The following is a 26,600-nucleotide window of genomic DNA, read 5'->3' as shown; positions in this document are numbered from 1 at the left end:
AGGAAAGCCTTCTTTCCCCTCGCTAACAAGTCCTTTATTGCTCTTCATCCACTTCTGCAAATAGTTGAGTTGCTGCGACAGCTTTTTTCCATCCCTTGTAAAGTTTTTCTTTACGAGCTTCGTTCATGGTTGGTTGGAAAGATTGGCCGACAGCGTTGAGTTCTTTCAATTCATCCAAATCATTCCAGAAACCAACTGCTAAACCTGCCAAGAATGCTGCTCCAAGAGCTGTAGTTTCAAGGTTTTGAGCGCGTGAGATTTCAATACCCAAAATATCTGCTTGGAATTGCATGAGGAGGCTGTTCATAGCTGCACCACCGTCAACCTTCAAGACAGAAATATCAATACCCGTATCTAATTGCATGGTATCAATAACATCACGAACTTGATAGGCAATGGATTGAAGAGTTGCTTTGACGAAGTCTTCTTTTGTTGTACCACGTGTCAATCCAAAAACAGCGCCACGCGCATCTGAATTCCAATACGGAGCTCCAAGTCCTGTAAAGGCTGGAACAACATAGACTTCATCATTGCTGGTAGATTTGCGTGCCAACTCTTCTGACTCAGACGAGGTTGTCACCATTCGCATGCTGTCACGGAGCCATTGAACCGCCGAACCAGCGATAAAGATAGAGCCTTCCAAAGCATAGTATACTTTACCATTGATACCATAGCCAATCGTCGTTAATAGATTATTACGAGACAACTGCATCTCCTCACCTGTATTCATCACGATGAAAGAACCAGTTCCGTAAGTATTTTTCACCATACCTGGCTCAAATGCCAGTTGTCCAAATAGGGCAGCCTGTTGGTCACCTGCCATGCCAGAGATTGGCACTTCTGCGCCATAGAAATGGAATGGAGCTGTCTTTCCATAAACTTCAGAGTTTGAACGAACTTCTGGCAACATGGCTTTTGGAATGTTGAGAAGAGATAAAATTTCATCATCCCATTTCAACTCTTCAATATTGAAGAGCATGGTACGAGCTGCGTTTGAATAATCTGTCACATGCTGTTTGCCATCTGTTAACTTCCACACTAACCAAGTATCAATGGTTCCGAACAAAATCTCACCTTTTTCAGCACGTTCCTGCGCCCCAGGGACTTGATCCAAAATCCAACGAACTTTGGTTGCTGAGAAGTAAGCATCCACTACAAGGCCTGTTTTTTTATGAATCATATCTGCGTGACCATCCGCTTTCAGCTGGTCAGCAAGATGAGCTGTTTGGCGAGATTGCCAGACAATGGCATTGTAAATTGGAAGACCTGTTTCCTTATCCCAGACCACCGTTGTTTCACGCTGGTTGGTAATACCAATTCCTTCAATCTGATCAGGACGAACACCACTTTCGATAAAGGATCCTGCAATGACTGACTGGACCGAATTCCAAATTTCATTGGCGTTATGTTCAACCCAACCTGGCTTAGGGAAAATTTGCGTAAACTCTTTTTGGTAACTGCCAACTTTCTCACCTTTTTTATTAAAGATGATGGCACGTGAACTTGTAGTTCCTTGGTCAATAGCCATGATGTATTTTTCAGTAGACATAGGTCTCCCTCCTGTTTGTTTATATTTTTTGAAAACGCTTCCGTTTTCTTAGTAACTCTATTCTAACCCATTCTCGGGAAAGTATCCTATCAATTTTTTTAAAAAAATAAAAAAATTTGATATAAGTGAGCTAGAAAGTCCAGCAAATCAACGAATATCAAATTTTTTCAAGCAACTATTTTGTTCCTGCTAAAGATATTTTTTCAATCAGTTACCGATGTTCTATTGGAAAAGGTGTTTGAGTTGCAATTTTTTCTGATTGTCTTGCCTTTTGATTGTACAGCTCTTGTATAATAGATTTCAATTGTACAACATCATACATTTTTAATTGATTTCCTAAATAATAAATAGGACATGACGATTCGTTAAGGTAGTCAGTGATAATGAAATCATAAGATTCTCCATTCTGATAGGGGTCTATAAGCACCTGACGATTGCCTTCAAGCTTTTCTCTCAACTGCATTAATAAAGGATAGGATAAAACCTCATGTAAAGAAGATGCGAAACCAATTTTGACCTGTATCGGCTTTATCTGACTAAAATATACATATAAGGCTTTGATTTTTGGAGAATAGCTAGCCATTACCTGATCAGCATCTAAACTTCTATGAAAAGCTGTTTTAAAGACATCTTTTAATAATTGGGTTGATTCGTCTTCAAATGAAAGTTCTTGTACCACTTCAAGTTCAAGCGAAGATTGAAAGAAATACAATTGACTCATGGTCTGATTCAAATGATAAAGGGCCTCTTCTGAAATCGACAAGGACTCTCCTAGGTGTGAACGAAAAACGTGCAAAGCAAGTGACGTTGCTTGCATAATTGGACCCCCAAAGCCCAGAACCTGTTCCAACTGATGTGGTTCTAAAATAAAGTGACTAAACAAAAATGCAAATAAAGCCATGATATCCCCTTCCTGAAAGGAAGCAGATTGTTGTTGTCCCACTGTCAGATACATCTTCCGCAATTGTCGATAAAATTTATGGTCCTGATAAGGTCTCATGAGGCTATACAGTGCCCTATAATCTAACTGTTGTAACTTAGACCGTTGTTGTGAAATCATCAACCATAATAAAAGACGATAGGCCTGTTTAGGATTGAGTTTTGACTGATAAAAGCGTTCAAATAAGGGTAATAAGGCGTCCAAATGGCGTCTGGCAAATTCCTCTTGGTATTTGGAGCTAACAGATGTCAAGAGGAGGACTTGATGTAAAAAATACCGGATTTGAAGCTCGCTTCCTTTCAACCGGCCGCTTTTAATGGCGATGCCGAATTCAGCCAGTAATTGGTTTAGTGATGCGAGATGGCGATTGAGCGTTGCCTCACTAATTAGTAATTCTTGAGACAATGTCTGTAAAGAAACATCTTCTTTATCTAATAAAAATACAATGATCTGATACTTGATACTTGGCTGAAAAAGATAAGATAATATTCGTTGCTGACTTAGTCGAGCATCTTTTTGTAAAGAAACCTTTTCTTCCTCAAGGTGAAATAAAAGACCCAATTCTGCAGCATGCGACTCTTCATTAAAAGAATCTATATAGCGCAATAAAGTTGATTTTGTTAGATCTAAATGGCGACACACATCTTTCAGCAAGGGAGCGTCTTTTCTGTTTTCCACAAACAGGAGCAACTGATAAATAGCTCGTTCGCGCTTTTCCAATAGGGAATCAATCTGCATAGTCAACCTCCCTATGTGCTAGGTTTTCTTGCCGAATATATTCCTGAGCTGCTTCTACCATCATTGGCACCAAGGGAGTCTTACCTGGAAGACATAACCAAGATTGTTGGACTAGATCAAATACTGTTAAACCATTTGAAATAGCAAGTGACAAGGCATCCATTTGTTCAATATGATCGACAACCGAAACGAGTTGACCTCCTACAATCCGTCCATTTTTATCTACAATCAATTTAAAATCAGCCATTTCTGATTCCCATTGACTGTATGGGCTCCTCATCCGAATCGACTTACAATTCAGCCATAAATTTGCTTCACTTTCTGTTAACCCAATACTAGTCACATAATAGCCAAACAAGCGACTCGATACAATCCGTTGGGTTTTCTTCAATGGAATACTCTGCATCACTAAGTTCTGAGCAGCTAGTCTACCAGTTCGGATAGCATGATGAATCATTGGAAGATATGCTTGGCCAAAATATTCTACTGGTAAACTAACCAAATCTCCCACAGCAAAAATATTTTTCTGGCTGGTTTCAAGATACTCATTTACCCACACAGTACCTTCAACGTTTATTCTCAGGAGATTTTTTACCAATTGAATATTGGGTATTAAATTCGTTGATGGAAGAATAAAATCAGCTCGATACATTCCATTCACAGTCCGGCAAATAACTTGCTTTTCCTGCTCATCTATCTCAATCTGATTCACAGTTTCGGATAAATGTATTAGAATTCCTCTTTGTTCCATTTCCAGACATATGGGCTCAACCATCTCCTCATCAAGATACTTCGCCAACAGGGAATCTTGCGCCTCGAACACATGTAACTTCAAATTCATTCGACTCAGAGCATCCAAGCTTTCTAATCCAATCTGCCCTGCTCCAATCACTGCAATAGTTTTTGCTTGCTTTATTTTTTCTAGACTTCTTTGCGCTTGAGTAAGGGTCTTAGACCGGATCAAGTAGTCTTGAAGTTCTTCCTGGCCCCATTCCCACGTTTGACTGGCACCCATAGCTAAGATCAGACGATCATAGCTTATTTCACTGATGACATTTTGCTGTCTTAATTTAATCCGATTCGTTTCAGGATTAATGGCTAAACACTCAGTTTCAAAGAGACAGGTAATGGTAGTCTGCAATAGTTCCTTGTACAGAGAAATCCTTGCTTCCTCCCATTCAGTCATGCGATCTGACAATTTCCAGTTTAAGGCATTTGGAAAAAAGGCAACATCCTTTTCTCGATCAATCAATGTAATCTGAGCATCTTTATACAATTTTCTACACTCCAAAGTTGCACTCAACCCAGCAAATGAAGCTCCGATAATAACAATTTTCATACTTGCTCCTTCATCCTTTTTTGTCATTATAACAAGAAATTAACAAGAATGGAAAGGCTTGCAACTGGAAAATGGAGAATGGAAAATGATTTTTAGAAATGTTGTGCTTTCTAATATTTGTTTATCTAAGAAAAAAATAAGAACACGGATTTTCAAATTACTGATTTAAAAATCTGTGTTCTTTCTTATAATTTCAGAAAACAAACAGTCATTGTTTATTTATAGTTTCTCAGCTCGGGTTAAAAACGTCCACTGGACGTGCTCGCTTTCTTGTTTTTAGGCTCGCGTTAAAACAGTCACTCCCCTGACTGTTTTAATAATCCGGTCTGACTACTCCGGTGACGGTGGCTTTTGTTGCTTCATAATCGCCGTCTACAACGACCTTGATGATCCGTTTTGCATCTTCAATAGGACATGGTACGAGTGGTAGGCGAAGCGGTCCAACTTCAAATCCTAGATAATTTAATACTGCTTTCACCGGTGCAGGGCTTGGATATGAGAATAAGGCATTGACTTTCGGAATAAATTTCCGTTGAATGGCTGCCGCCGTTTTGATATCTTGCTGAGCGATAGCGGAAATCATTTCGTACATCTCATCACCATTAGTATGGGACGCAACAGAGATGACCCCATCAGCTCCCAGATTCATTGCATGGAAAGCATCACCATCTTCACCAGTGTAGACTAAGAAATCTTCTGGTTTGTGCTCAATCAAATAAGCCATATTGGCAAGGCTAGTACACTCCTTGACACCGATAATATTAGGATGTTCAGCCAAACGCAACATGGTTTCAGGAGTCATTTCCACCACTACGCGTCCAGGAATATTGTAAATAATGATTGGTAAATCAGAAGCGTCAGCAATAGCCTTAAAGTGCTGATACATTCCCTCTTGAGATGGCTTATTGTAATAAGGGACAATAGCCAAACCAGCTGCAAAACCGCCAAAAGCTGCAACTTCTTTGGCAAACTCAATTGAGTCACGGGTATCGTTGGTACCAATACCAGCAATTAGAGGAACACGGCCATTGACAATTTTTTGAACTGCACCAAACAACTCCAATTCTTCTTCGTGTGTCAATGTCGGACTTTCGGCTGTTGTACCTGCTAATAAAATACCTTCCGTATGATGTGCCAACAAATGCTCAATTAATTCTGGTAAAACGTCAAAATTGATAGAACCATCTTCTTTGAAAGGGGTAATCATCGCTGTGATAATTTTTACATCACGTAAATCTTGAATAGACATCGTACTTCCTCTCTTATTATTGCTAAAAAAGGCTGAGCGCAGCCTTTTGTGTACTTCTGTTAATAAGTTCTTATTTCAATTCAAATTTCAGCTCTGCTGTTGGACGAACAAGACCACGTTCATGAAGTGTTTCTGCGATTTGAACTGAGTTCCACGCAGCACCCTTCAGCAAGTTATCTGAAACAACCCACATATGGATGCCATTTTCCTTGTCCAAATCCTTACGAATGCGACCAACAAAGGTATCACGACTTCCAACAGCATTGACTGCTTGAGGATAAATTTGGTTGGCAACATCATCTTCGAGAACAGCACCTGGGAAATCAGCGATTGCAGCTTTCACTTCATCAATCGGAGCAATCTCTTTTGTCTCAATGTAAACAGATTCTGAGTGAGCTGACAAAACTGGAATACGAACACAGGTTGCAGAAACGGCAATACTATCATCTTCCATGATTTTTTTCGTTTCCTTTGTCATTTTCATCTCTTCGTATGTATAGTCATTTTCAGTGAAGAGGTCAATCTGAGGAAGTGCATTGAATCCGATTGGGTAATGTTTCTTATCACCACCAGATGGAAGGATGTTTGCTTCAACAGCTTTTGGCTCAACCCCATCATTCAATACAGCTCGAAGTTGAGCCTGGGTTTCTAGGATTGCACCCATACCTGCACCTGATACAGCTTGATAAGTTGAAACGATAATCCGTTCCAAGCCCCACTTCTGACGAATTGGTTCCAAAGCAACCATCATTTGAATAGTTGAACAGTTTGGACAAGAGATAATTCCATTATGTGCATCCAAAGCATGTGCATTAACCTCAGGAACAACCAAAGGAACATCAGGATTTTGACGAAAATAAGAAGTATTATCTACAACAACGGCACCAGCCTTAACCGCGTATGGAGCGAACTTAGCAGATGTAGAACCACCAGCTGAGAAAAGCGCAATATCAACACCTTCAAAAGCAGTTTCAGTTGTTTCTTCGATAACAATCTCTTCTCCTTTAAATTGAAGGGTTTTTCCCGCAGAACGAGCGGAAGCTAATAAACGTACTTTTTCGATTGGAAGAGTTGATTCTTCCAACATTTTAATCATTTGCTCACCAACTGCACCTGTCGCACCAACGACAGCCACTACATATGCCATAAGTATCTCCTTTAGATCAATTCTTCAAAATTTTCTAAAAATTTATTATTTCTTAATTATACCACATTTTATATAAATGAAAAGTATAAAAATGAAAAAAAGCCCACCATAAATGGTGGGTAAGGGCATCATTGCTGATGAGAATAGCAGGTTCACAACAACTATTCAAGGTCCGCTCCTGCGTTTCAATTAAATGAAGACCTCCCTAGCGTCCAATGTGACTAAGTCACTACTCGGCTCATCGCATAAACCTATTCTATCATAATTTGACAATTTTGCAAGTCTAATTACTCAATACGCTCTCGAATGGTTACGAACACCGTATCTCGAGGTTGCTTACCTACCGATTGCAGCGCTAATAGTCTTTTGGATACCGAGGATATAACAAATATTGCCTACTTCATCCTTCATTCCCATATTGACAATAGAGCCATCATAGGGATGCCCATCAAAAGTCGCATGTACTTTTACTCTCCCCTTCCCGAATTCCTGACGGATATCATATGGCAAAATAATATATGCTCCACCCTTATCTGGGACAGGATGGATAACTGCTTGAAATTCATATACTTTTGTCATCATTCAACCTATAATTACTTACTTGCTTCACGAATCGATAAACTTGCCATTTGATGTTGGTATTTTCCCAGAAAGTCTCGAACCCAATGAGGATTAGTCTTCGAATAATCACGCAAACTCCAGCCAATCGCTTTAGTGATAAAAAATTCAGTCTGATTGAGATTATTGACGAGGATCTTCTCTAATAGTACTATATCTGTCTTTTCCTTTTGCAAAAGCTGATGGTCAATAGCAATTCGCCTCAACCAGAAATCCTCATCCAAACTCCAGTCAATCATCACCTGCTTGGCCTCTGGATTGTCCAAAACAATTTTGCCAACGAGTTTGTCCAATCCGTCAATACTATCCCACCAGGACTTCGTCTGGGCAAGTTTTTTCAAGCGGGGTAAATCAGCTAATACTAGGTTTTTCTTATGAGCCACGAGGTAATCAATAGCGACATATTGAAATTCACGGTAGGGTTGGTCCCAACAAGCCTCTACAAAATCCCAGTCAAGTTCTGGCATTTTGAAGTCTTTGAAATATTGTTTGGCAGCTTTTCTACGATCTGGACTACGAACACCTAAAAACTCAAAGTTGTTTTTCATATAGGCTTTCATTGGCTGTGCCTGCTCTTTTTCTGCCAGGGCCAACAATCGTTTTTCCAATTCTACAATATCCATTTTAGTCACCTACAAGAGACTTTTGGAGCCAGACGATATCATGCCAAGTGCCAAATTTGTATCCAACTTTTTTAAAATGAGCCACCTGCTCATAACCTCTCTTTTCATGCAAGGCAATGGAAGCAGGATTTGGTAAGGCAATGCAGGCTAAAAAGTTTTTGAACCCACGCGCAATCAATTCTTCCTCCAAAGCAGTGTATAGCAAGGTTCCAACCCCTTTTCCACGCGCTTCTTTTTGAACATAGACCGACAATTCCACCGTCCAATCATAGGCTGCACGAGCATAATAGGTCGATGCGTAGGCATATCCCACTATCTGTCCTTCTTCCATTGCGACCAGATAAGGGAATTTTTTCATAGTTTTTTTAATTCTATTTTCAAAATCTTCTACTGTAGGTACTTGTGTTTCAAAAGTAATGGCAGTTTTTTCAACATATGGGGCATAAATGGCCACCAAATTCGCCGCATCTTCAAACTGCGCATTCCGAATCTCTATCATTTAATTCTCCAATAGCTCCCTGTCATAAATGGTATAGTCACAACGATAGATAATCAACCGTTTGCCATCAACTAAAAGCTCAGAAGTCTTTGGTGCATCTGAAGCATATAGCGAAACTTTATCTCCAACATACGTTGCCAAAGGGGTACCATTTTGTGACCGAATAAGTACCACCTTTGCCTTTCCGGTAAAATCATTTTTCAAACTTGAAACCATGCGATTCACCAAGGGAATCGAACGGTCATAATTCGCAATATCTACCGTAGTTTGGTATTTAGCATATAGGTCTTCCAATCCCTCTTCTGCAGCAATTAAAGAAGAGCCTACATGGTCGATTTCATAATTACCGAGCGTCACTTTTAATACCGAAGAATCAGAATTCGAGTAGCCTTCAGCATCCACAGAGTCAAACTCTTGGTTGCGAGAAATAGACAAGGACTTCCCAGACATTTCATCAATTAATTGAGAATTTTCATCAAAAGTTCGAACGGTCATTTCTAGACCAATCCATTCTTCCTTGGTGTTCTTCCACCAGTTCGTAATCGATTGACAGGCTGATAAGGAAACCAAGCTAACGAGCAACACAACAGACAATAAAATCTTTTTATTCCATTTCATATAACACCTCCAAAGTGTGATACCTTATTGTAACATGAAAAAGTTTAGCTGATATAAAAAATCTAACTGTCTTTTATAAATAATCAGGCAACCATAAACAGTATTGCCCTTTTTCAAATTGAAAAAAGCTACCGAAATCTGATTTACATCAAAAAACTTTTTAAAAATTGTAAAAATAAGTCTGTGGTAACTTTTAAAAGTTTAAAACGTATCATTTTGTTTGGAATACTACTTTTAAACTTTTATAACTATTTTTCAAATTTTGTACATTTTTGGTTTCCTTTAACGAATAAATAGATAACCGGATAAAAAAATAAAGCGAGGTATATTAAATGAAAATCCGCATTCCACTATACGCCCAACATTTGAATCAGGCTGAGTTTGTTCAACTCATGAGTAGCACAGTTGATACTCTAAAACAGTATCGTTCTTCATGCAATGATCCTATGGTTGCTGACCTGACGCAACGTTTAGAAGACTCCTTACCTTTGATGAAAGAGAGTCTCAAACAAAAACGAGGATCTGATTTGACCAAGGAACTGAAGCAAGCTCTTAAAATCCGAAATATTGATTTTTCGGCTTTTGTAGGTGGTCTCAAACTCTTTCAAAATGCTCGAACAGTTGAAAAGTTAAAGGCTTATCGCCTGTTACAAGAGCTGGTCGAATTGTATAAGACTGCTCCAACTGCAAATATGCAAGAATCATCTGCCTTGATGGATTCCCTGCTTGCTCGACTCGCACAGCCACCCTACTCCGAAGCTGTCACTATGCTGATGTTAGAGGAGGCTGTCGCCAATCTGCGTGACAGTCAAGAAAAATCCTATAGCCTTTATCTCCAACGTTGTCAAGATACCAGTACACGTGTCAAGATTGATAGTGCTAAAATCCGTAAAAATATGTTCAAAGATTATTCTCTTCTGTATAACCACTTGGTCAATAAGGTAAGTTATGATGCCAACGCTAGTGAGAAGGTCATCTTACAAATCCTAAACGATATTCGCCAAGATTTTTCAGAGCGAAATAGACAGAAAAATAAGGTAGAATCTAACCCTTCCACCAATGAAATCAAAACTGTTTTGCCACAAGGAAAAGAATTGGAGACAACATAGAAAATATCCCCCTAGTCGAAATGATTAGGGGGATTTAACAATAATACAATATCGACACTTTAAAGAGTCTAACAACTACCAGAATTTAATAATGCCTATTATTGACATTACAATCCAGAGAAATGAAACAGGAATTGAAATCTTAAGAATATCTGACTCATCATCTTCGTGGGAGATTGGTAAATTTTTTACATCCCCTGTACTAATTATAAATAACCATTTTCTTACAATTTCTATGTTTTATCCTCCACCTTCACTTGTCCATTCATCAGCATGGGCAAGAGCCAATCACGAAGTTGGGTCAGTTCTTGGTTTTGTTGTTTCAAATCCAATTGTTGCTTCAATATAGGGGATATGCGATTATGAATCTCATCTATTAAATCATTTGGAGGAACAATTATCATAGCTTGTTTCAGATGATCTTGAGTAATATGACCCATAGTTGTTTTTCTAAGTTCAGCAATGGTTTTGAACACTTTCAAGTAACTTCTTAACTCATTATAAATAAAAGATTTTGGATATTTTTCTGAGGTGACTTTAAAAATATGTTGATTTAGAGCCCCTTTCTCCCCTCCCCAAAGTATAACTTCTAAAGTTGCTGACCATGAGAATAAAATATCACCAGCTTCAATAATAGCTTCTTTAGGTATAGCTGTGCTTGCTTTTTCTGTATCTTTTGAAAAACCAGAAAACATTTCTCTGATTTTTATTACTGGAAGACTTTCATCAGTTTCAGAAGCTGGTCGAAATTTTTGCATAGCTAAACCATTATAAAAAGTAGCAATATTCCATAACGAATCCACTCCCCACCCTTCTGGGATTTCTCGTTTGAGTTCTGGGTGATAGACCATCTTTCCGCCCGATGATTTGTAGGGTTTGCCATTCTGGTCTGGAAAATCAAACTGCACAAACCAGTAGTCATAGAGGGTCTTAGCCATAGCCTCCAACTCTTCGTTAATTTGGTTGTTCAGAGCAATTTTTTGGTCGATTTTACTTAAGAGCTTTGAAATATTTTTTTGCTCAGCTTTTTCATGGACATATACAGGAATGTTTAGTAAGTTTTCTTTATTTAGTTTCGGTTGGGCACTGCCTGTAATGTATGGTAAAAAACTAATAGAGTTCAATTTATAAAATAAATAATCAGTATCATTCTCATTATTGGCTCGCACAATATGTGCATGATTATTTACCCAATATTTTCCTGTTGCCAAAGTACAGATTGATTTATTGTTAGACTTAAGATTCTCACCATCTTCAGCAATAAGAATATTCTTTCCGTCAAAAATATAGTTATCAACATAATCGACTATGCCTTGTGCTCCATAATATGGGTAAATTTTTGATAGATTCGCTCTCTCTTTAGAAGATAGCGGAATTCTTTTATTATTATGAATTTCAACTAACTCACCTAATTTTTTCAGTTTTAGACCAACCTCACTCATACCTCACCCTCCTCAGCTGCTCCGCTATTTCCTTTTCCAATTCATGCGATTGGGCAAAGAGTTTGGCTAGGCGGTCTTGGTAACCTTGCATTTTTTCTTCAAACTCTTCTGCTGAGATATCTACATAGTCGATCTTGATGTCAAAGTATTGGCCTGCGCTGAGAGAGTAGTTTTTCTCCTTGATATCCTCATAAGAGACGGTGACAGAAAAGTCCTCGACGGCTTCTTTCTTGATAAAGGTCTCGACAATCTTCTGCTCTTCCTCAGGAGACAGCACAGTCTTTTGGTTCTTGCCTTCCTTGACCTTGGTTCCAAGGTTTGAGGCATCGATGAGGACGACATCACCCTTATTTTTCTTATCGATAAAGAGGATGGAGACGTTGGTACCGGTCGTCGCAAAGATATTGGACGGCATGGACACAACCCCTGCTAGCATCTTCTCATCGACCAGGTGCTGACGGATTTTCTTGTCAATACCTGACTGGGCGGTGATAAAGCCCGTCGGCAAGACAATAGCAGCCTGTCCGTCTTCCTTAAGACTATAGATGATATGCTGGATAAAGAGTTGGTAGATGGCCATACTCTCTTTTTTCTTGTTGGGAATCTTTGGCACACCGGCAAAAAATCGCTCACTGCTATTTGGCAGGCTTTCTACCTGATCCCGCCATTCTGAGAAGTCTAACTTGAAGGGAGGATTGGACACGATATAGTCCATCTTCTCCACATGACGATTGTTGAGAATGGTATTTCCCTGTACGATATTGTGAATGGAATGCTGCAAGCCATTGAGAATCAAGTTGAGACGCAAGAGATTGGAGGATTTTTGAGAAATGTCCTGACTGTAAACGCTGGTACGGTCGGTACCAATCTGAATGGCCAGGTTCATCAAGAGAGTCCCCGAACCAGCAGAAGGATCATAGATTTTTACGTTACTTGGCTGGTCATTTCCCACCAAAATGGCCGCGATGATTTTAGCAACGGAGTGGGGAGTGTAGTATTCCGCATACTTTCCACCACCGTCTTTGTTATAGTCCTTAATCATGTACTCAAACAAGGTGGAGAAAAAGTCAAAACCCTGTGAAAAAATCTGCTGGTCAAATTTAACACGCGCCAAGAGATTGATAATAGAAGCTGCCACTTCATTTCGCTTGCTGGTATCTGAAATCGTATCCGTAATCAAACGTTGATCGAAGAGGCGAATATCTGTTCCACCATCCGTATGGACAGAGAAAATAGCATTGTTGTCAATGGCAATCTGATTGAGAGTCTGTTCAAAAATCTCAGCAAAATCTGCTTGGTTCTGTTGACGGTGTAGGCTTTCAATCAATTGTTCAGGTTTTAGATGAGCAGTTTTGGTTCCAATATCATCTAAAAACCAGTCATAATCTTCTTCAGACAAGTTCAAAAGACCTTGGTAATCATAGGATTCGTCAATGTTCAGGGCTTCGTACAAAAACTTATCATTCAAAAATTTGTAAAGGAAGGACTGGGTCAGAAGCTTATACTCCGCTGCCTCTCCTGCAAGTCCTGCATGGGTAAAGACTGCTTTTAGGTCATCCACCAAGCCTTGGACTTGACTCTGCACCTGTACGATATAATGTTCTTCCATTTACTTAATATTCTCCTTCATAGACTTCCATTAGGGAACGAATCAACTTATCATAATCGACTCGTTTGAGTTGCTTCCCTACTTCTGTTTTCATCATTTCTTTACGGGCCAGTTGCCTGATCTGCGCTACCAAATAGGCTTCGTTTTCCAGAATGCCTTGATTAAGCCCGATTTGATAATCAATCATAGGTTTGGCACCTTTTAGAACCTGGTAAATAGCTGGGAAGTCACTGACAACTGTTGATTGGGTAATGTGCTTAAAGGCACGGGCAGACATGGTATCTCCACCAAAGTTCATGGCCAAGCGATTCATTCTTGTTTTATAGTCTTCTACTGAATCGAATAAACTTTGATAGGCTTGTTTGGTTTCGTTAATGGTTGAGAGACTATATCCTTCTACTTCCTGTGTCATGTGCTTGTTTAGGATGCGTTGAAACTCTTCATAAAGACTTACCCATTCTGGATCTTTTTCATCCCTCCGCAAATTGATACCATTGGCCACACGGCGGCGGATATCGTCCAAATCATTGGCTGCCAGTCGTAGTTCCTCTTCCTTTATCTTGGTAAAACTAAAGCTAGTCTCAGACATGGCTAGATTCAATAGTTGCTGACTAGAAAAACTATCTGGTTTTTCTAACAAGCTCAAAGTCAAGAGGCGGCGGGACAGCATATTTAAAAGGATAGCAATTTCTCCCATATTGACCTGTTTGACAATATCGTGGTAGCCATGCAAACGTGCCATGTTGTAGTATTGACGAATGGTTTCAAGAGATTTTCGGAGGGCGATTAACTCTTTCCTATCCTTGACTTCATCGATGGCTCTTCCGAAAAATTCTAAGTTATCTGTCGGATAGTTCATTAGGACTCGGTTAGAGCTCGCTAGCTGTTCCTGGACTTCTTCTGGGGACACAAAAATAGTTCCAAAAGGATTATCTCCGTCTTCTTCTGTCAAAGCTGCCTGGTATTCCCGATTGAGTTCTTCCAGATAGGCTTTATTGGTCTTGTCAAATTCCTTGGAAATGTCCGCAAAATCAATGATATAGCCAAATGCATAATCCTTGTACGGACGGTTGACACGGGTCAAAGTCTGCAAGAGATTATGGGCCTTGATTTTCCGTCCAAGATAGAGCCGTTTCAGCCTTGGTGCATCAAAACCAGTCAAGAGCATGGAGTAGACGATGACAAAATCTGTCAGACCGTCCTTGAATTTATCCACTTCTTCTTTCTTGTATTCCTTATCCCCTGCATCATGTAAAATCAAGGTTGAAGTAAACGATGTAAGCCCTGCTTTTCTGCGTTCTTCTAACTGTTTGTGCAATTCTCGTGCTTGTTCTGAAGAATCACAGACCACCATTCCACCGATGGACTGGTCGCCAAATATGATCTCTCGTGCTCTTGTAAAATCATCAAGAATAAAGTCTAGCATTGGTGAGACATAACGTGGGTGAGCAAATATGGATTTCTTATCCAGCGTCCCCTTTTGAATCTCCTCATGCACCACTTGTAAGGTTTCTTTATAGGAGGTTTCGATATCTTCTCGTATCAGTCGCAGGGTAAAACCGTCAGCAATGGATTGATTGTAGTAGTATTTATGGATATAATCCCCAAAAATATCACGAGTCGTTACAGCTGTTTCCTTGGTTTTTCCGTCAGCCTTTGTCGCAATCAAAGGCGTTCCTGTCAGTGCAATCTTAACAGCTTCTTTATCAGCATTATATAGATTTGGTAGATAGGAACCTTTTTCATTGTAAGAACGGTGAGCCTCATCAATGAAGTAGATATTCTGCCGATTCAAGTCATAGCCTGAATGGTCTGTTAGATCAGAGGATTCTTTGAATTTTTGGATGTTGACAACCGAGATATCGAATTGGTCTTGAATCTGATTCAACTCACTCGGCTTGTTAATGCGTTTTACCTTCAGGCCACGTTTGGTAAATTCCTTATAGGCTTGATCAGCCAAATCCAATCGGTCTACCACAAAGTAAAATTGCGGGACAACACCTCTTTTAGCATAAAAGTCTCGTAAGTATCGGATATTGAAAAATGCTAGAGCGGTTTTACCAGAACCTTGCGTATGCCAGATAACTCCTTTCTTCATCCCGTCTTCTAATCCTCGCTCAATCGCCTTTGTCGCAAAGTATTGCGGATAGCGCATAGCATGCTTTTGGAGTTGAACTTGCCCCTTTTTATCCCGTTCTTCTACATAGACTAAACCATAACGAAGCATGAAAAAGAGTCGTTCTTTCTGATACAGCGAGGTCAGGAATGAGTTACATGGGCTAGCTGAGTCTAAGTTGGTTCGAAACTCTGCCTGTGACTTTAATGCAAAGCGATTGACATCCGTGAGAACCAAATCAATCATCTCTTCTGTTAAGCTAGACAGGCTAGACTGTACTTGTCTCTCCTGCTCTTCCTTGAAAGAGTTGAACTTGGTACCAGAATAGGCATTAGTACAGTAAAATGACCCTTGGAACTGCTGACCTTGACTATCATCGTAGGGCAGATTGTCTGAAATAGCGATGAGTTGAGTGATATTATTAAAGCGTCTGAATTTTTTATTTTCAAAGCGAAGCTTTGTACGTTCTTTTTCAGAGTTAATTCCTGTTTTTCCATCACGAATAGCATCTGGTTGCTTGACTTCGATATAACTGAGAGGGAGGCCGTTGATAAAAACGGTGATATCAGGCCGGAACTCTTCCTCACCATTTTGACAGGTGACTTCTAAGGCTATATGAAAGGTATTCTCCTCTATATTATCCCAATTGATATAGGTGTAGCCAGAGTCTGCATGAATCCGATTGAAAAAACTTCGTCCAATATCATCTTGTTCCAATTCCAAGCGGATATTCTCAAATTCCCGTTCAAAGTCAGTTTCACTTACATAATTATTAAACTTTAGAAACTGTTGCTTAAAAATAGCAACTAGAATATTTGTAGTAATATCCCGCTCTTTTAACTCCCTGCTGGAAGATGAAAGATAGGTATAACCTAGCCGCGTAAGATGTAAAGCAGCCGGTAACTGTACCCTCGTAAACTCATTGTGTTCCCTCTTTCTCATACAGGATCTCCTTGCATATTCTTACCTTTCATTATACCATATTTGCAAGTGCTTTCCGACAAAAAACCGCCCTATTGGACGGTTATTACACTATTAAAAATTAAAGACATCATTCAAATTCTCAGCCATAGTCGGATGGGTGAAAATCTGTGTTTTGAAGTAGGTATAAGGAATCTTATTGTCAATTGCCATAGCAATCAAGTTAATCAGCTCCTCTGAATTGTGACCAAAGAGAGTTGCACCAAGAACAAGCTTACTTTCCTTGTCCACGATGACCTTGAAAATACCTTTGAGGTCGTTGTTGACATGGGCGCGTGGCATATTGGCAACAGGCAATTCATTGGCAATGTAGTCGTAACCCGCTTCTTTGGCTTCCTTCTCGGTCAGACCGACACGAGAAAGTACAGGCGTAATAAAGACGCTGGTTGGGATTGACTTACGTTGGCTCAAGCTATAAGTTCCAGTCCCAGTCAACTTGCCGAAGACGATACGGAAGTCGTCTAGAGATGTGTAAGTGAATTGTGGACCGCCATTTACATCACCCACTGCGTAGACACCTGGAACAGTGGTTTCACAGTTGTCATCCACCTTAACAGCACCATTATCCAAAACCTCAATCGCCGTATTTTCCAAGCCCAAGTCAGCAGTGTTTGGCACACGACCTGTCGCATATAGGACAGCATCGAAGTTAGCTGTTTCACCATTGACAGTCACGGCAACCTGCTCTCCTGCTGCAGCCACTTGCTCGATGTTTGCTCCGAGAACGAAGGTCACGCCTGCTTCTTCCATATACTCCTTAGCTAGTTTAGCAACCACTTCTTCTTCTCTTGGTAAAATAGCAGAGCTGGCTTCATATACTGTCACCTGACTGCCGAGTTTGCTGTAAAGTCCAGCAAATTCCAGTCCAATGTTACCACCACCGATAATTGCCAACTTGTCAGGACGAACCTCCAAATTCTGAATGCCAGTACTGTCATAAACGTGAGCTGAATCCAACAAACCTGGAATTGGTAGGACGCGCGACTTAGCACCTGTATTGATAACAATAGTTTCCGCAGTCAGTTGGATGGATTCCTCACCTGCTGATACTTCCACAACCTTATCCGCCACAAAACGCGCGTGTCCTTGATACAAACTAGCACCGCTGCCTTTCAAGACTGCCTCGTTTTTGTTCCGCAAGCGAGTAGTAACGGTTTCTTTTTGCTCCATGACCTGCTCGAAAGTCCAGTTTTTATCTGCTGCAACTAAAAGAGTCTTGGTTGGAATACAGCCAATATTGATACAAGTCCCGCCAAACATAGCAGGATTTTCCTCTACTAAGGCAACCTTCTTCCCAGCTGCTGACAGCTTCCCTGCCAAGGTCTTACCAGCCTTTCCAAAACCAATGACTACTAAATCATATTGTTCCATAGGTTGCTCCTTTTTTTCTGTTTGCTCTTAGTATATCAAAAATGATTCAATTTAGCATAAAACTGCTACGCTGTGAAAAAATGAAAGAACATAGTAAAAAAACGTTCGGAAAAACCGATAATTACTAGACAAAACTTTTTTCTTTGTTGCAATGTATTCATGCATTAGTTGATTAATACAGTTTGGTACACAACAAGAAACAACTACTTCATTCTTGTAAAACCTACTTCCCTATCTTGCTGGCAGCGATTGGATTTGTCAGTGGATGTAAAATTGTCTTCGGAGAATTTGGAAAACCCAATGGTATGGAGGATAAATACCCTCTCTTCTTCCTAACGATATCATTAGTTGCAATTTATCTACTTCCCCTTCTCTATCTCACTCGCTACTTGGCTAAACGTTATCATATTTCCAAAAAAGTTACAAATCTATCTTGGCTACTTGGTTTAACTGCTGGTATGGCATTCTCAGAGCTTGGTCACATGGCAGTAGGCTACTTTTGGATTGAGATTGTTAAAGCAAGTGATAACTTTAAAGCAGATTGGGGAGCTGCAGTCTCCGCCCCATTTGCCGAGGAGTTTGGTAAAGGTTTAGTGGTTCTACTTGTCTTACTGATTTGTAGAAAACTCACCCTAAAACATGCTTTAGTCAGCGGAATTATTGCTGGACTTGGTTTCCAACTCATAGAGGACTGCATGTTTACCTTCCGTGATATGTTCATGGGTAAATTAGATGGATTCGAAACCATCATCGAGCGCGTTGGTCAAGCTGGTTGGACCCATTGGGTATTTACAATGCTCTTTGCAATTGGTCTAGTTGCGCTATTGACTAAAGATTCAGGTATGTCAAAAACACAAGGAGCAGGTTGGCTATTTGCCAGTATGGGACTCCACTTCCTGTTTAATTCTCCCTTCAATACAGGTATCCTCAGTACAGTGTTCCCAGTAATGAGTATCTTACTTGGTTTGCTTGCCTATCACATGGTAGATAAACTCCCTGAAGATAGTTATTTGAATAAGCTTTGACATATTGTCACTTTCGGCTTGACCTACTTTAGTACTTCTGCAACTCAGTTTTTTATCTGAAAGCTGATTCATTCGACTACATCATCACAGTTCTTAACTAAAGGGTCTTCATTCGAGTATAGAAGTAAAAGTATATATAGAAAAAAATCCGCGTAAAAAGCGGATTTTTCGTTTCATCTTAGAACAATCCAATTGCAGTGCCGTCTTCTGCTACATCCATATTAAGTGCGGCAGGTGCCTTTGGTAAGCCTGGCATGGTCATGACGTCACCAGTTAAGGCAACAATGAAGCCAGCTCCCAATTTTGGAACAAATTCACGAACGGTGATTGCAAATCCAGTTGGAGCACCCAGTGCAAATTGATTATCTGAAAAACTGTATTGGGTCTTGGCCATGCAGACTGGTAATTGATCCCATCCATTCTTGGCAAATTCAGCCAATTGATTTCGTGCTTTCTTCTCAAAGACAACACCTGTACCACCGTAGATTTCTGTGACAATCTTAGTCACTTTCTCTTCTAGGCTATCTTCTGATTTGTAAAGGCGTTGGTAGTTTGCAACCTGATTTTCAATTGTTGCAACAACTGTCTCAGCCAACTCAACACCACCATCAGCACCATTTGCCCAAACACTTGCCAATTCAACTGGTACACCGATTTCAGCACACAGTTCTTTCAAGGTTGCAATCTCATCAGCAGTATCTGATACAAATTCATTAATTGCTACAATTGCTGGAATACCAAATTTCTTAATATTTTCAACGTGGCGTTTCAAATTTGCAAAACCAGCTTTCACAGCCTCTAAGTTTTCAGCAGAAAGATCTGACTTAGCTACACCACCATGCATTTTAAGGGCACGAAGTGTCGCTACAATTACCACAGCATCAGGTGCTTTTGGAAGATTCGGAACTTTGATATCTAGGAATTTTTCTGCGCCAAGGTCTGCACCGAAGCCTGCCTCAGTCACAGTATAGTCTGCCAAGCGCAGAGCTGTTGTAGTTGCAAGAACTGAGTTACAGCCATGAGCAATATTCGCAAAGGGTCCACCATGAACAAAAGCTGGCGTGCCATAGATCGTTTGGACTAAGTTTGGCTTGATAGCGTCTTTCAAAATGAGGGTCAAAGCACCTTCCACCGCCAAATCACGCACGTAGACAGGACTGCGATCGAAACGATATCCGATAACAATATTTGCCAACCGTTCTTTCAAGTCATTGATGTCTGTCGCCAAACACAAAATTGCCATGATTTCAGAAGCTACGGTAATATCAAATCCATCTTCACGAGGAATACCATTGAGCGGACCACCCAATCCAACAGTTACCTTACGAAGAGCGCGGTCATTTAAATCAACAACGCGTTTCCAGATGATACGGCGTTGGTCAATACCTAATGCATTTCCCTGATGGAGATGGTTATCAATCAAGGCTGAAAGAGCATTGTTAGCCGTCGTAATGGCATGCATATCGCCAGTAAAATGCAAGTTGATGTCTTCCATCGGTAAGACCTGCGCAAATCCTCCACCTGCAGCGCCACCCTTGATCCCCATCACTGGACCCAATGAAGGCTCGCGTAATGCAATCATGGTTTTCTTTCCAATTTTAGAAAGGGCATCAGCCAAACCGATGGTAATGGTCGACTTACCTTCACCAGCTGGCGTTGGGTTGATAGCTGTTACTAAAATCAACTTACCAGGCGCATTTTCCTTGACTGCATAGATTTTATCGAAAGACAATTTTGCCTTGTATTTTCCGTAAAGTTCAATATCATCAAAGCTGATACCAACTTTTTCAACGATTTCTGTGATTGGTTTCAAAGTTACACTTTGTGCAATTTCGATATCTGACTTCATAACTTCTCCTATATCCCTTTTTTATAGATATAGTATAGCATAGATTTCGTAAATCATGTATTATTTCAATATCATTGTATCAAAACGTACGTATTTTACTAGTCTTATTTCCAATATAAATGATTTATTTGGCAATTTCCTAATTGAAAACGGTCTCTAAAACTTTACTAAAAATAGAAATTTTAGTAAAATATGAACATGAAATTATTGATTACTTCTGGTGGGACTAGTGAAGCCATCGATCAAGTCCGCGCCATAACAAACCACGCCTCTGGTCATTTAGGAAAATTGATTGCTGAAAAAGCCTTGGATGCAGGGCACGAGGTTACTCTGGTTACGACGAAGCAGGCTGTAAAGCCAGCGCCTCATGAGCGGTTAACCATTGTCCAGATTACAAATGTAGAAAGTTTGAAAGATACATTAGAACCTTTGGTCAATACACACCAGGCTCTCATCCATAGTATGGCTGTTTCTGACTATACACCTGTTTACATGACTGGATTAGATGAACTTAAAAATACGGATGACATTGCTAGCTTGCTGGATAAACAAAATACAGAAAGCAAGATTTCCTCCAACGATGAGTATCAAGTTCTTTTTCTGAAAAAAACACCCAAGGTTATATCCTATGTTAAGGAATGGAATCCGACTATCACGCTGATAGGATTTAAGCTTTTAGTTGGTGTTCCAAAAGAAGAATTATTTGCGGTGGCACGTCAGAGTATTGCTCGTAACGATGCTGATTTTATCCTTGCAAATGATTTGAACGACATCAGCGAAAATCAGCATATTGGATTTTTAGTGAGTCCGACTACAGAATTGCAGGCAAACACAAAGGAAGAAATTGCCCAGCTGATTTTAGATACACTAGAAAAAGGTGAACAGAATGGCTAATATAACACTTGCCGTGACAGGCTCTATTTCAGCCTATAAGGCGGCTGATTTGACCAGTCAATTAACAAAACTTGGCCATAAGGTGACCGTGCTCATGAGTCGCTCTGCTATGGACTTCATTACTCCACTTACACTTCAATCCCTTTCCAAAAATCTTGTCCATACTGAAGTCATGGTGGAAGAAGATCCCAGTCTCATTAAACACATTGATATTGCAAAAGAAACGGATTTATTCCTAGTTGCGCCTGCTTCAGCCAATACCATTGCAAAATTGGCCCACGGTATGGCTGACAATATTGTTACAGCCACAGCACTGGCTTTGCCAATTGGAATCCCAAAATTGATTGCCCCCGCTATGAATACTAATATGTACCTCAATCCTGCAACTCAGAAGAATTTGAATACCTTAGAAGAGTATGGATTTGACGAGGTCAAGCCACGGGAAGCACTACTCGCCTGTGGAGATTTTGGAACTGGGGCCTTGGCTGAGGTAACTGATATTTTAGAGAAAGTGAGTAACACCCTTAATGAAAAAAAATAAATCAAATCAAATTGCTACAATTGCAATCTTCTTTGCTGTCATGATTGTCATCAATATATTGAGTTCAATTATTTTTAATATATTGCCTGTTCCAATAAAACCCACCATCGTACATATTCCAGTCATTATTGCTTCTATTATATACGGCCCACGGGTTGGGGCTTGCTTAGGGGCTCTCATGGGCTTGATGAGTATGACCCATAATACTATCAACTTACTACCAACCAGCTATCTTTTCTCGCCATTTGTTGAGAATGGTAATGTTTATTCAATCATCATTGCAGTTGTCCCTCGTATATTAATCGGAATTACACCTTATTTCGTATACAAATGGATAAAAAATCGCAAAGGTTTGTTCATTGCTGGTGCAGTTGGTTCAATGACCAATACTATTTTTGTACTTGGAGGTATTTTCTTCCTCTTCTCCTCTGTCTTTGATGGAAATATTCAAGCAATGTTAGCAACCGTTTTAGGTACCAATTCAATTGCAGAAATGATCATTTCTTCTGTATTAACTGCAGCGCTTGTTCCAACTTTACAGAAAATCCAAAAATAAATATCAGAAAATCGCGTGAAAGCGTGATTTTTTCTCTCAAAAATGGTATACTGAAAGCGTTTAAGAGAAAAATTTTAAGGAGACACTACAATGACTTATCAAGAATCCTATCAAACTTGGCTCGACTTTGCTGATCTACCTGACTATTTGCGTGAAGAATTAGTTGCAATGGATGAAAAGACAAAGGAAGATGCATTTTACAAAAACCTTGAATTTGGTACTGCTGGTATGCGTGGTTATATCGGTGCTGGTACTAACCGCATTAACGTATTTGTTGTTCGTCAAGCTACTGAAGGTTTGGCCAAGTTGGTAGAATCCAAAGGTGAAGAAGCCAAAAAACGTGGTGTTGCAATTGCTTATGACTCACGTCACTTCTCGCCAGAATTTGCCTTTGAATCTGCTCAAGTTTTGGCAGCACATGGTATCAAATCATACGTCTTTGAAAGCCTTCGTCCAACTCCCGAACTCTCATTTGCAGTTCGTCATTATAATGCTATCGCAGGTATCATGGTGACTGCCAGCCACAACCCGAAAGAATTCAACGGTTACAAAGTATATGGTGAAGACGGCGGACAAATGCCACCAGCAGACGCTGCTGCTTTGACCGACTATATCCGTGCCATTGAGAATCCATTTACTGTTGAATTGGCTGATCTTAAAGCAAGTAAAGAAAATGGTTTAATCACCGTTCTTGGTGAAGAAACAGACGTAAAATACCTTGAAGAATTAAAAGATTTGAGTATCAATCCTGATTTGATTGCTGAATATGGTAAAGATATGAAGATTGTCTACACACCTCTTCATGGTACTGGGGAAATGTTGGCTCGTCGTGCTCTTGCACAAGCTGGTTTTGAATCTGTGCAAGTCGTAGAAGCTCAAGCGACTCCAGATCCTGATTTCTCAACTGTTGCTTCTCCAAACCCAGAAAGCCAAGCTGCTTTTGCATTGGCAGAAGAATTAGGTCGTGAAGTAGATGCTGACGTTCTTCTTGCAACAGACCCTGATGCGGACCGTGTTGGTGTTGAAGTACGCCAAGCAGATGGTTCTTACTGGAACCTTTCTGGTAACCAAATCGGTGCTATTATCGCCAAATATATTTTAGAAGCTAACAAGCAAGCGGGTACACTTCCTGCAAACGCTGCCCTTGCTAAATCAATCGTATCAACAGAGTTGGTTACTAAGATTGCTGAAAGCTACGGCGCAACCATGTTCAACGTCTTGACAGGTTTTAAATTTATTGCCGAAAAAATTCAAGAATTTGAAGAAAAACACAACTACACTTTCATGTTTGGTTTTGAAGAAAGCTTTGGTTACCTTATCAAGCCATTTGTACGTGATAAAGACGCCATCCAAGCCGTTTTAATCGTTGCTGAGATTGCTGCCTACTATCGTTCTCGTGGCATGACCTTAGCTGATGGTATTGATGAAATCTTCAAAGAATATGGCTACTTTGCTGAGAAAACTATTTCAGTTACTCTTTCTGGTAAAGATGGTGCAGAACAAATCAAGGCTATCATGGCTAAATTCCGTGATAACTCACCAGAACAATTTAACGGCACAGATATCGCAGTCTTTGAAGACTTTGCCCTTCAAACCAAGACTTACAAAGATGGAAATGTTGAAAAACTCACTACTCCTCCATCTGATGTTTTGAAATATACCTTGGCTGATGATTCATGGTTTGCAGTACGTCCTTCTGGAACAGAACCAAAAATCAAATTCTATATTGCGACTGTCGGTGAAACACTGGCTGAAGCAGAAGAAAAAATCGCCAATATTGAAAAAGAAATCAACGAATTTGTTGGTTAAGTTATTACGATCAAAATTACTTAAAATGAAAATAGCGACCGGTACAGGACTAACTACTCCGAAAGTTCTGTATCGTTCGCTTTTTTGTTTTTTGCTTTTCATATTTGAATTATCGTTGAATTCCACTTTTGATGTGCATACTTATCTAGTTCAGCTAATTTCTTCTTGACATCATCAAGTTTAATAGTGTTGTAATAATGATGAGCAGTACCAAAGACATTATTACAATCCGAATCCATGCCAGTGGCTCGTTTTCCCATGGTGTCTGAACGTTCATTCCAAAGAATCCTGTTATTACAGATAATACAGCGAGTAAAATGGAGATGATTGTTAGAATGGTAAGGTTGTCATTCAAGTTATTGTTCAAGATATTATTGTAGGCACCAGAAAGTTGTTGTAGAATCTGAGAATCCAATTGTGTCATGGCTGACAATTGCTCCGCTTCAATCAAGGCATCATCTAATTGTTCAAGTTCGATACTACCAAGCTTCTGAATACGCGGATGGTTTCTCAATTGTTTTAAAAGCAGAGCATTTTGGTTTGCCGCTGTCAGTAAATAGACTGAACCTGTTTCTAAGTCCGATAATTCAAATAGCAGTTGCTTAGTTGTTCTCTTCCTTAGTTTGGAATTAAGAATCTCTTTATCACTTTCCAATTGATCTAGTATGGGAAAATATTCTTTAGAAGTTAAGGTAAGGGCTGCAAAAAGAAATTGAAAACAGGACATAACGGAATGGTCCATCAAGTACTTTTCTAATTTTTCCTGGAAATAGGCATTTCTTGCATTAAAAATTATAATAAATTGATTCTGTTGCACGATAAAGGCCATCGGTGTTGTTTCATAATAATTATCCTCTTTTGTTATATCTAATAGATTAAAAATCAATAACAATCGATCGAGTTTTACATTGTATTCTATATGAGGCCTTTCATTTTTGTCTAATACATATGAGACCGATTCTTTATCTAATCCATAGTCTTCGACTAATTGTTTGTCTATTATTTCTCTTTCTGAATGGATAATAATCCAGCTCAGCTCATTATTGTTGCCAAAACGTTTTTCAATCACAAATTTGTTCCTCCACACTGATTTATGTCTATTCTATTATATCTTTTACGGATTGACAAGCATGATTAAGAAAAATAAATATTTCTTAAAAATTATTACATCGACAACCCTTCCTATAATCTTGGAAAAATAGCATTCACAGCAATACTTGTGAGTGAATCACACTCTCACAAATAACCTTCCAAATTTCTTTCTACTAGATGATTAGTGTATTTAAAACGGAACTGTAGGTCAAGGAATAGTAAGGAACGACTCGAATAAATATCTTCTTACTCTTTGAGAATCAATAATAGTCTTCAATAGTCTTCGAAAACCAAAATCAAATGCTTTTGACTTGATTTGATGTACTTCGGTTCTATTTGCATCTACGTCGCCTATTCTGATTTTGATTTTCATTGAATATAAGACCACAAAGAAAAACTCCTATCCTACTCTGATGAACTCAGACAGCACTATGAACTCTATCAATTTCTCTTGTTCCATTTCCAAGAGAAAAACTCAGATCATTTCTTCAGTCTCATCGAACAGGAAATAGCCACTGTTAATCCTATTTTCCAGACGGTATTTAAGACATTTTTAAAGGATAAGGACAAGGTTGTAAACGCCATGGAATTGCCTTATTCAAACGCCAAACTGGAAGCTACCAATAATCTCATCAAAGTCATTAAGAGAAATGCCTTTGGTTTCAGGAACTTTGAAAACTTTAAAAAACGGATTTTGATTGCTTTGAACAGTGAAAAGGGCTGGGGAGAGCCCTTTTCAGCTTATCTCCTAAAAACAAGAAAGAGATAAAGAAAGAGAGGACGAAGTTCGTCCTCTCTAGGTGTTAGCTTTTCATCTACCCACTACAGTTGACAAAGAGCCTAAGTTATTACGATCAAGATTACTTAAAATGAAAATAGCGACCGG

At 39.5% G+C, this 26,600-nt stretch carries 21 protein-coding genes and 1 pseudogene; 7 read left to right on the top strand and 15 right to left on the bottom strand.

Annotation, left to right across the window (positions count from 1 at the left end; genetic code table 11):
• Positions 1–34 precede the first annotated feature (34 nt).
• From glpK to ACPC58_RS03095, 9 genes are all read right to left on the bottom strand, one after another.
• Positions 35–1,549 carry a glycerol kinase GlpK gene (gene glpK / locus ACPC58_RS03135; protein WP_434065209.1) on the bottom strand — a complete coding sequence of 505 codons (1,515 nt, stop codon included), beginning with the start codon at positions 1,547–1,549 and terminating at the stop codon, positions 35–37.
• Positions 1,550–1,760: 211 nt separating this feature from the next.
• Complete coding sequence (locus ACPC58_RS03130) at positions 1,761–3,227, bottom strand: helix-turn-helix domain-containing protein (protein ID WP_434065208.1); 1,467 nt, start codon at positions 3,225–3,227, stop codon at positions 1,761–1,763.
• Positions 3,217–4,566 (bottom strand): FAD-dependent oxidoreductase, encoded by a 1,350-nt coding sequence (locus ACPC58_RS03125; protein ID WP_434065207.1) that lies wholly within the window; start codon positions 4,564–4,566, stop codon positions 3,217–3,219. Before ACPC58_RS03125 ends, ACPC58_RS03130 begins: the two co-directional genes overlap by 11 nt.
• A 313-nt stretch (positions 4,567–4,879) precedes the next feature.
• Complete coding sequence (gene dapA, locus ACPC58_RS03120) at positions 4,880–5,815, bottom strand: 4-hydroxy-tetrahydrodipicolinate synthase (RefSeq protein WP_130554620.1); 936 nt, start codon at positions 5,813–5,815, stop codon at positions 4,880–4,882.
• Between the two features lie 70 nt (positions 5,816–5,885).
• Positions 5,886–6,962, bottom strand: a complete 1,077-nt coding sequence (locus tag ACPC58_RS03115) for an aspartate-semialdehyde dehydrogenase (protein ID WP_274504813.1) — start codon at positions 6,960–6,962, stop codon at positions 5,886–5,888.
• A gap of 336 nt (positions 6,963–7,298) precedes the next feature.
• Positions 7,299–7,541, bottom strand: coding sequence for a DUF1905 domain-containing protein (locus ACPC58_RS03110; RefSeq protein ID WP_434065234.1), 243 nt, complete (start codon positions 7,539–7,541; stop codon positions 7,299–7,301).
• 14 nt (positions 7,542–7,555) lie between these two features.
• On the bottom strand, positions 7,556–8,203 hold the full coding sequence (locus tag ACPC58_RS03105; protein ID WP_434065206.1) for a DNA alkylation repair protein: 648 nt from the start codon (positions 8,201–8,203) through the stop codon (positions 7,556–7,558).
• Between the two features lies 1 nt (position 8,204).
• On the bottom strand, positions 8,205–8,702 hold the full coding sequence (locus ACPC58_RS03100; protein ID WP_434065205.1) for an N-acetyltransferase family protein: 498 nt from the start codon (positions 8,700–8,702) through the stop codon (positions 8,205–8,207).
• On the bottom strand, positions 8,703–9,320 hold the full coding sequence (locus ACPC58_RS03095; protein ID WP_174846206.1) for a DUF5052 family protein: 618 nt from the start codon (positions 9,318–9,320) through the stop codon (positions 8,703–8,705). It abuts the gene before it with no gap.
• A gap of 332 nt (positions 9,321–9,652) precedes the next feature.
• Between ACPC58_RS03095 and ACPC58_RS03090 the strand changes: the two genes are divergently transcribed.
• The gene (locus ACPC58_RS03090) at positions 9,653–10,429 is read left to right on the top strand and encodes a DUF6261 family protein (protein WP_434065204.1); all 777 of its coding nucleotides are present in this window, start codon (positions 9,653–9,655) and stop codon (positions 10,427–10,429) included.
• 233 nt (positions 10,430–10,662) lie between these two features.
• Here the strand turns inward: ACPC58_RS03090 and ACPC58_RS03085 are convergent, their stop codons facing one another.
• The 4 genes from ACPC58_RS03085 to ACPC58_RS03070 all read right to left on the bottom strand — a co-directional run bounded on the left by ACPC58_RS03085 (position 10,663) and on the right by ACPC58_RS03070 (position 17,948).
• Complete coding sequence (locus ACPC58_RS03085) at positions 10,663–11,871, bottom strand: restriction endonuclease subunit S (RefSeq protein WP_434065203.1); 1,209 nt, start codon at positions 11,869–11,871, stop codon at positions 10,663–10,665.
• Positions 11,864–13,480 (bottom strand): N-6 DNA methylase, encoded by a 1,617-nt coding sequence (locus tag ACPC58_RS03080; RefSeq protein WP_434065202.1) that lies wholly within the window; start codon positions 13,478–13,480, stop codon positions 11,864–11,866. Before ACPC58_RS03080 ends, ACPC58_RS03085 begins: the two co-directional genes overlap by 8 nt.
• 4 nt (positions 13,481–13,484) lie before the next feature.
• A complete protein-coding gene (locus ACPC58_RS03075; RefSeq protein ID WP_434065201.1) occupies positions 13,485–16,538 on the bottom strand; it encodes a DEAD/DEAH box helicase family protein in 3,054 nt (1,017 codons plus the stop codon).
• A gap of 93 nt (positions 16,539–16,631) precedes the next feature.
• Positions 16,632–17,948 (bottom strand): FAD-containing oxidoreductase, encoded by a 1,317-nt coding sequence (locus tag ACPC58_RS03070; RefSeq protein ID WP_434065200.1) that lies wholly within the window; start codon positions 17,946–17,948, stop codon positions 16,632–16,634.
• 182 nt (positions 17,949–18,130) lie between these two features.
• Here ACPC58_RS03070 and ACPC58_RS03065 point away from each other — a divergent pair, with 182 nt between their 5' ends.
• A complete protein-coding gene (locus ACPC58_RS03065) occupies positions 18,131–18,973 on the top strand; it encodes a PrsW family glutamic-type intramembrane protease (RefSeq protein ID WP_434065199.1) in 843 nt (280 codons plus the stop codon).
• A 178-nt stretch (positions 18,974–19,151) separates the two neighbouring features.
• Here the strand turns inward: ACPC58_RS03065 and ACPC58_RS03060 are convergent, their stop codons facing one another.
• The gene (locus ACPC58_RS03060; RefSeq protein ID WP_217375000.1) at positions 19,152–20,822 is read right to left on the bottom strand and encodes a formate--tetrahydrofolate ligase; all 1,671 of its coding nucleotides are present in this window, start codon (positions 20,820–20,822) and stop codon (positions 19,152–19,154) included.
• Positions 20,823–21,020: 198 nt separating this feature from the next.
• Between ACPC58_RS03060 and ACPC58_RS03055 the strand changes: the two genes are divergently transcribed.
• From ACPC58_RS03055 to ACPC58_RS03040, 4 genes are all read left to right on the top strand, one after another.
• Positions 21,021–21,716: a phosphopantothenate--cysteine ligase gene (locus ACPC58_RS03055; RefSeq protein WP_434065233.1), complete on the top strand. Its 696-nt coding sequence runs from the start codon at positions 21,021–21,023 to the stop codon at positions 21,714–21,716.
• Positions 21,709–22,257 (top strand): phosphopantothenoylcysteine decarboxylase, encoded by a 549-nt coding sequence (gene coaC / locus ACPC58_RS03050; protein ID WP_130554610.1) that lies wholly within the window; start codon positions 21,709–21,711, stop codon positions 22,255–22,257. Before ACPC58_RS03055 ends, coaC begins: the two co-directional genes overlap by 8 nt.
• Entirely contained in the window at positions 22,244–22,813 is a 570-nt protein-coding gene (locus ACPC58_RS03045; protein ID WP_434065198.1) for an ECF transporter S component, read from the top strand. Before coaC ends, ACPC58_RS03045 begins: the two co-directional genes overlap by 14 nt.
• 90 nt (positions 22,814–22,903) lie before the next feature.
• The gene (locus ACPC58_RS03040) at positions 22,904–24,622 is read left to right on the top strand and encodes a phospho-sugar mutase (protein WP_434065197.1); all 1,719 of its coding nucleotides are present in this window, start codon (positions 22,904–22,906) and stop codon (positions 24,620–24,622) included.
• A 154-nt stretch (positions 24,623–24,776) separates the two neighbouring features.
• Here the strand turns inward: ACPC58_RS03040 and ACPC58_RS03035 are convergent, their stop codons facing one another.
• Positions 24,777–25,691: a magnesium transporter CorA family protein gene (locus ACPC58_RS03035; protein ID WP_434065196.1), complete on the bottom strand. Its 915-nt coding sequence runs from the start codon at positions 25,689–25,691 to the stop codon at positions 24,777–24,779.
• A 414-nt stretch (positions 25,692–26,105) separates the two neighbouring features.
• Here ACPC58_RS03035 and ACPC58_RS03030 point away from each other — a divergent pair.
• Positions 26,106–26,521, top strand: a pseudogene (locus tag ACPC58_RS03030) (transposase); the annotation flags it as partial.
• Positions 26,522–26,600 lie beyond the last annotated feature (79 nt).

It is taken from the genome of Streptococcus sp. VTCC 12905 (assembly GCF_049893385.1).
GTDB lineage: Bacteria > Bacillota > Bacilli > Lactobacillales > Streptococcaceae > Streptococcus > Streptococcus suis_AA.
Note: the sequence above shows the minus strand (reverse complement) of the source record. Positions and strands in the feature narration are given on the sequence as shown.

Coding starts and splice junctions, on each gene's coding strand:
- ACPC58_RS03090 (WP_434065204.1), top strand. CDS start 9,653: ATGAAAATCCGCATTCCACTATACGCCCAACATTTGAATCAGGCTGAG.
- ACPC58_RS03075 (WP_434065201.1), bottom strand. CDS start 16,538: ATGAGAAAGAGGGAACACAATGAGTTTACGAGGGTACAGTTACCGGCT.
- ACPC58_RS03045 (WP_434065198.1), top strand. CDS start 22,244: ATGAAAAAAAATAAATCAAATCAAATTGCTACAATTGCAATCTTCTTT.
- ACPC58_RS03105 (WP_434065206.1), bottom strand. CDS start 8,203: ATGGATATTGTAGAATTGGAAAAACGATTGTTGGCCCTGGCAGAAAAA.
- ACPC58_RS03130 (WP_434065208.1), bottom strand. CDS start 3,227: ATGCAGATTGATTCCCTATTGGAAAAGCGCGAACGAGCTATTTATCAG.
- coaC (WP_130554610.1), top strand. CDS start 21,709: ATGGCTAATATAACACTTGCCGTGACAGGCTCTATTTCAGCCTATAAG.
- ACPC58_RS03080 (WP_434065202.1), bottom strand. CDS start 13,480: ATGGAAGAACATTATATCGTACAGGTGCAGAGTCAAGTCCAAGGCTTG.
- glpK (WP_434065209.1), bottom strand. CDS start 1,549: ATGTCTACTGAAAAATACATCATGGCTATTGACCAAGGAACTACAAGT.
- ACPC58_RS03095 (WP_174846206.1), bottom strand. CDS start 9,320: ATGAAATGGAATAAAAAGATTTTATTGTCTGTTGTGTTGCTCGTTAGC.
- ACPC58_RS03040 (WP_434065197.1), top strand. CDS start 22,904: ATGACTTATCAAGAATCCTATCAAACTTGGCTCGACTTTGCTGATCTA.
- dapA (WP_130554620.1), bottom strand. CDS start 5,815: ATGTCTATTCAAGATTTACGTGATGTAAAAATTATCACAGCGATGATT.
- ACPC58_RS03060 (WP_217375000.1), bottom strand. CDS start 20,822: ATGAAGTCAGATATCGAAATTGCACAAAGTGTAACTTTGAAACCAATC.
- ACPC58_RS03100 (WP_434065205.1), bottom strand. CDS start 8,702: ATGATAGAGATTCGGAATGCGCAGTTTGAAGATGCGGCGAATTTGGTG.
- ACPC58_RS03070 (WP_434065200.1), bottom strand. CDS start 17,948: ATGGAACAATATGATTTAGTAGTCATTGGTTTTGGAAAGGCTGGTAAG.
- ACPC58_RS03125 (WP_434065207.1), bottom strand. CDS start 4,566: ATGAAAATTGTTATTATCGGAGCTTCATTTGCTGGGTTGAGTGCAACT.
- ACPC58_RS03110 (WP_434065234.1), bottom strand. CDS start 7,541: ATGACAAAAGTATATGAATTTCAAGCAGTTATCCATCCTGTCCCAGAT.
- ACPC58_RS03115 (WP_274504813.1), bottom strand. CDS start 6,962: ATGGCATATGTAGTGGCTGTCGTTGGTGCGACAGGTGCAGTTGGTGAG.
- ACPC58_RS03055 (WP_434065233.1), top strand. CDS start 21,021: ATGAAATTATTGATTACTTCTGGTGGGACTAGTGAAGCCATCGATCAA.
- ACPC58_RS03085 (WP_434065203.1), bottom strand. CDS start 11,871: ATGAGTGAGGTTGGTCTAAAACTGAAAAAATTAGGTGAGTTAGTTGAA.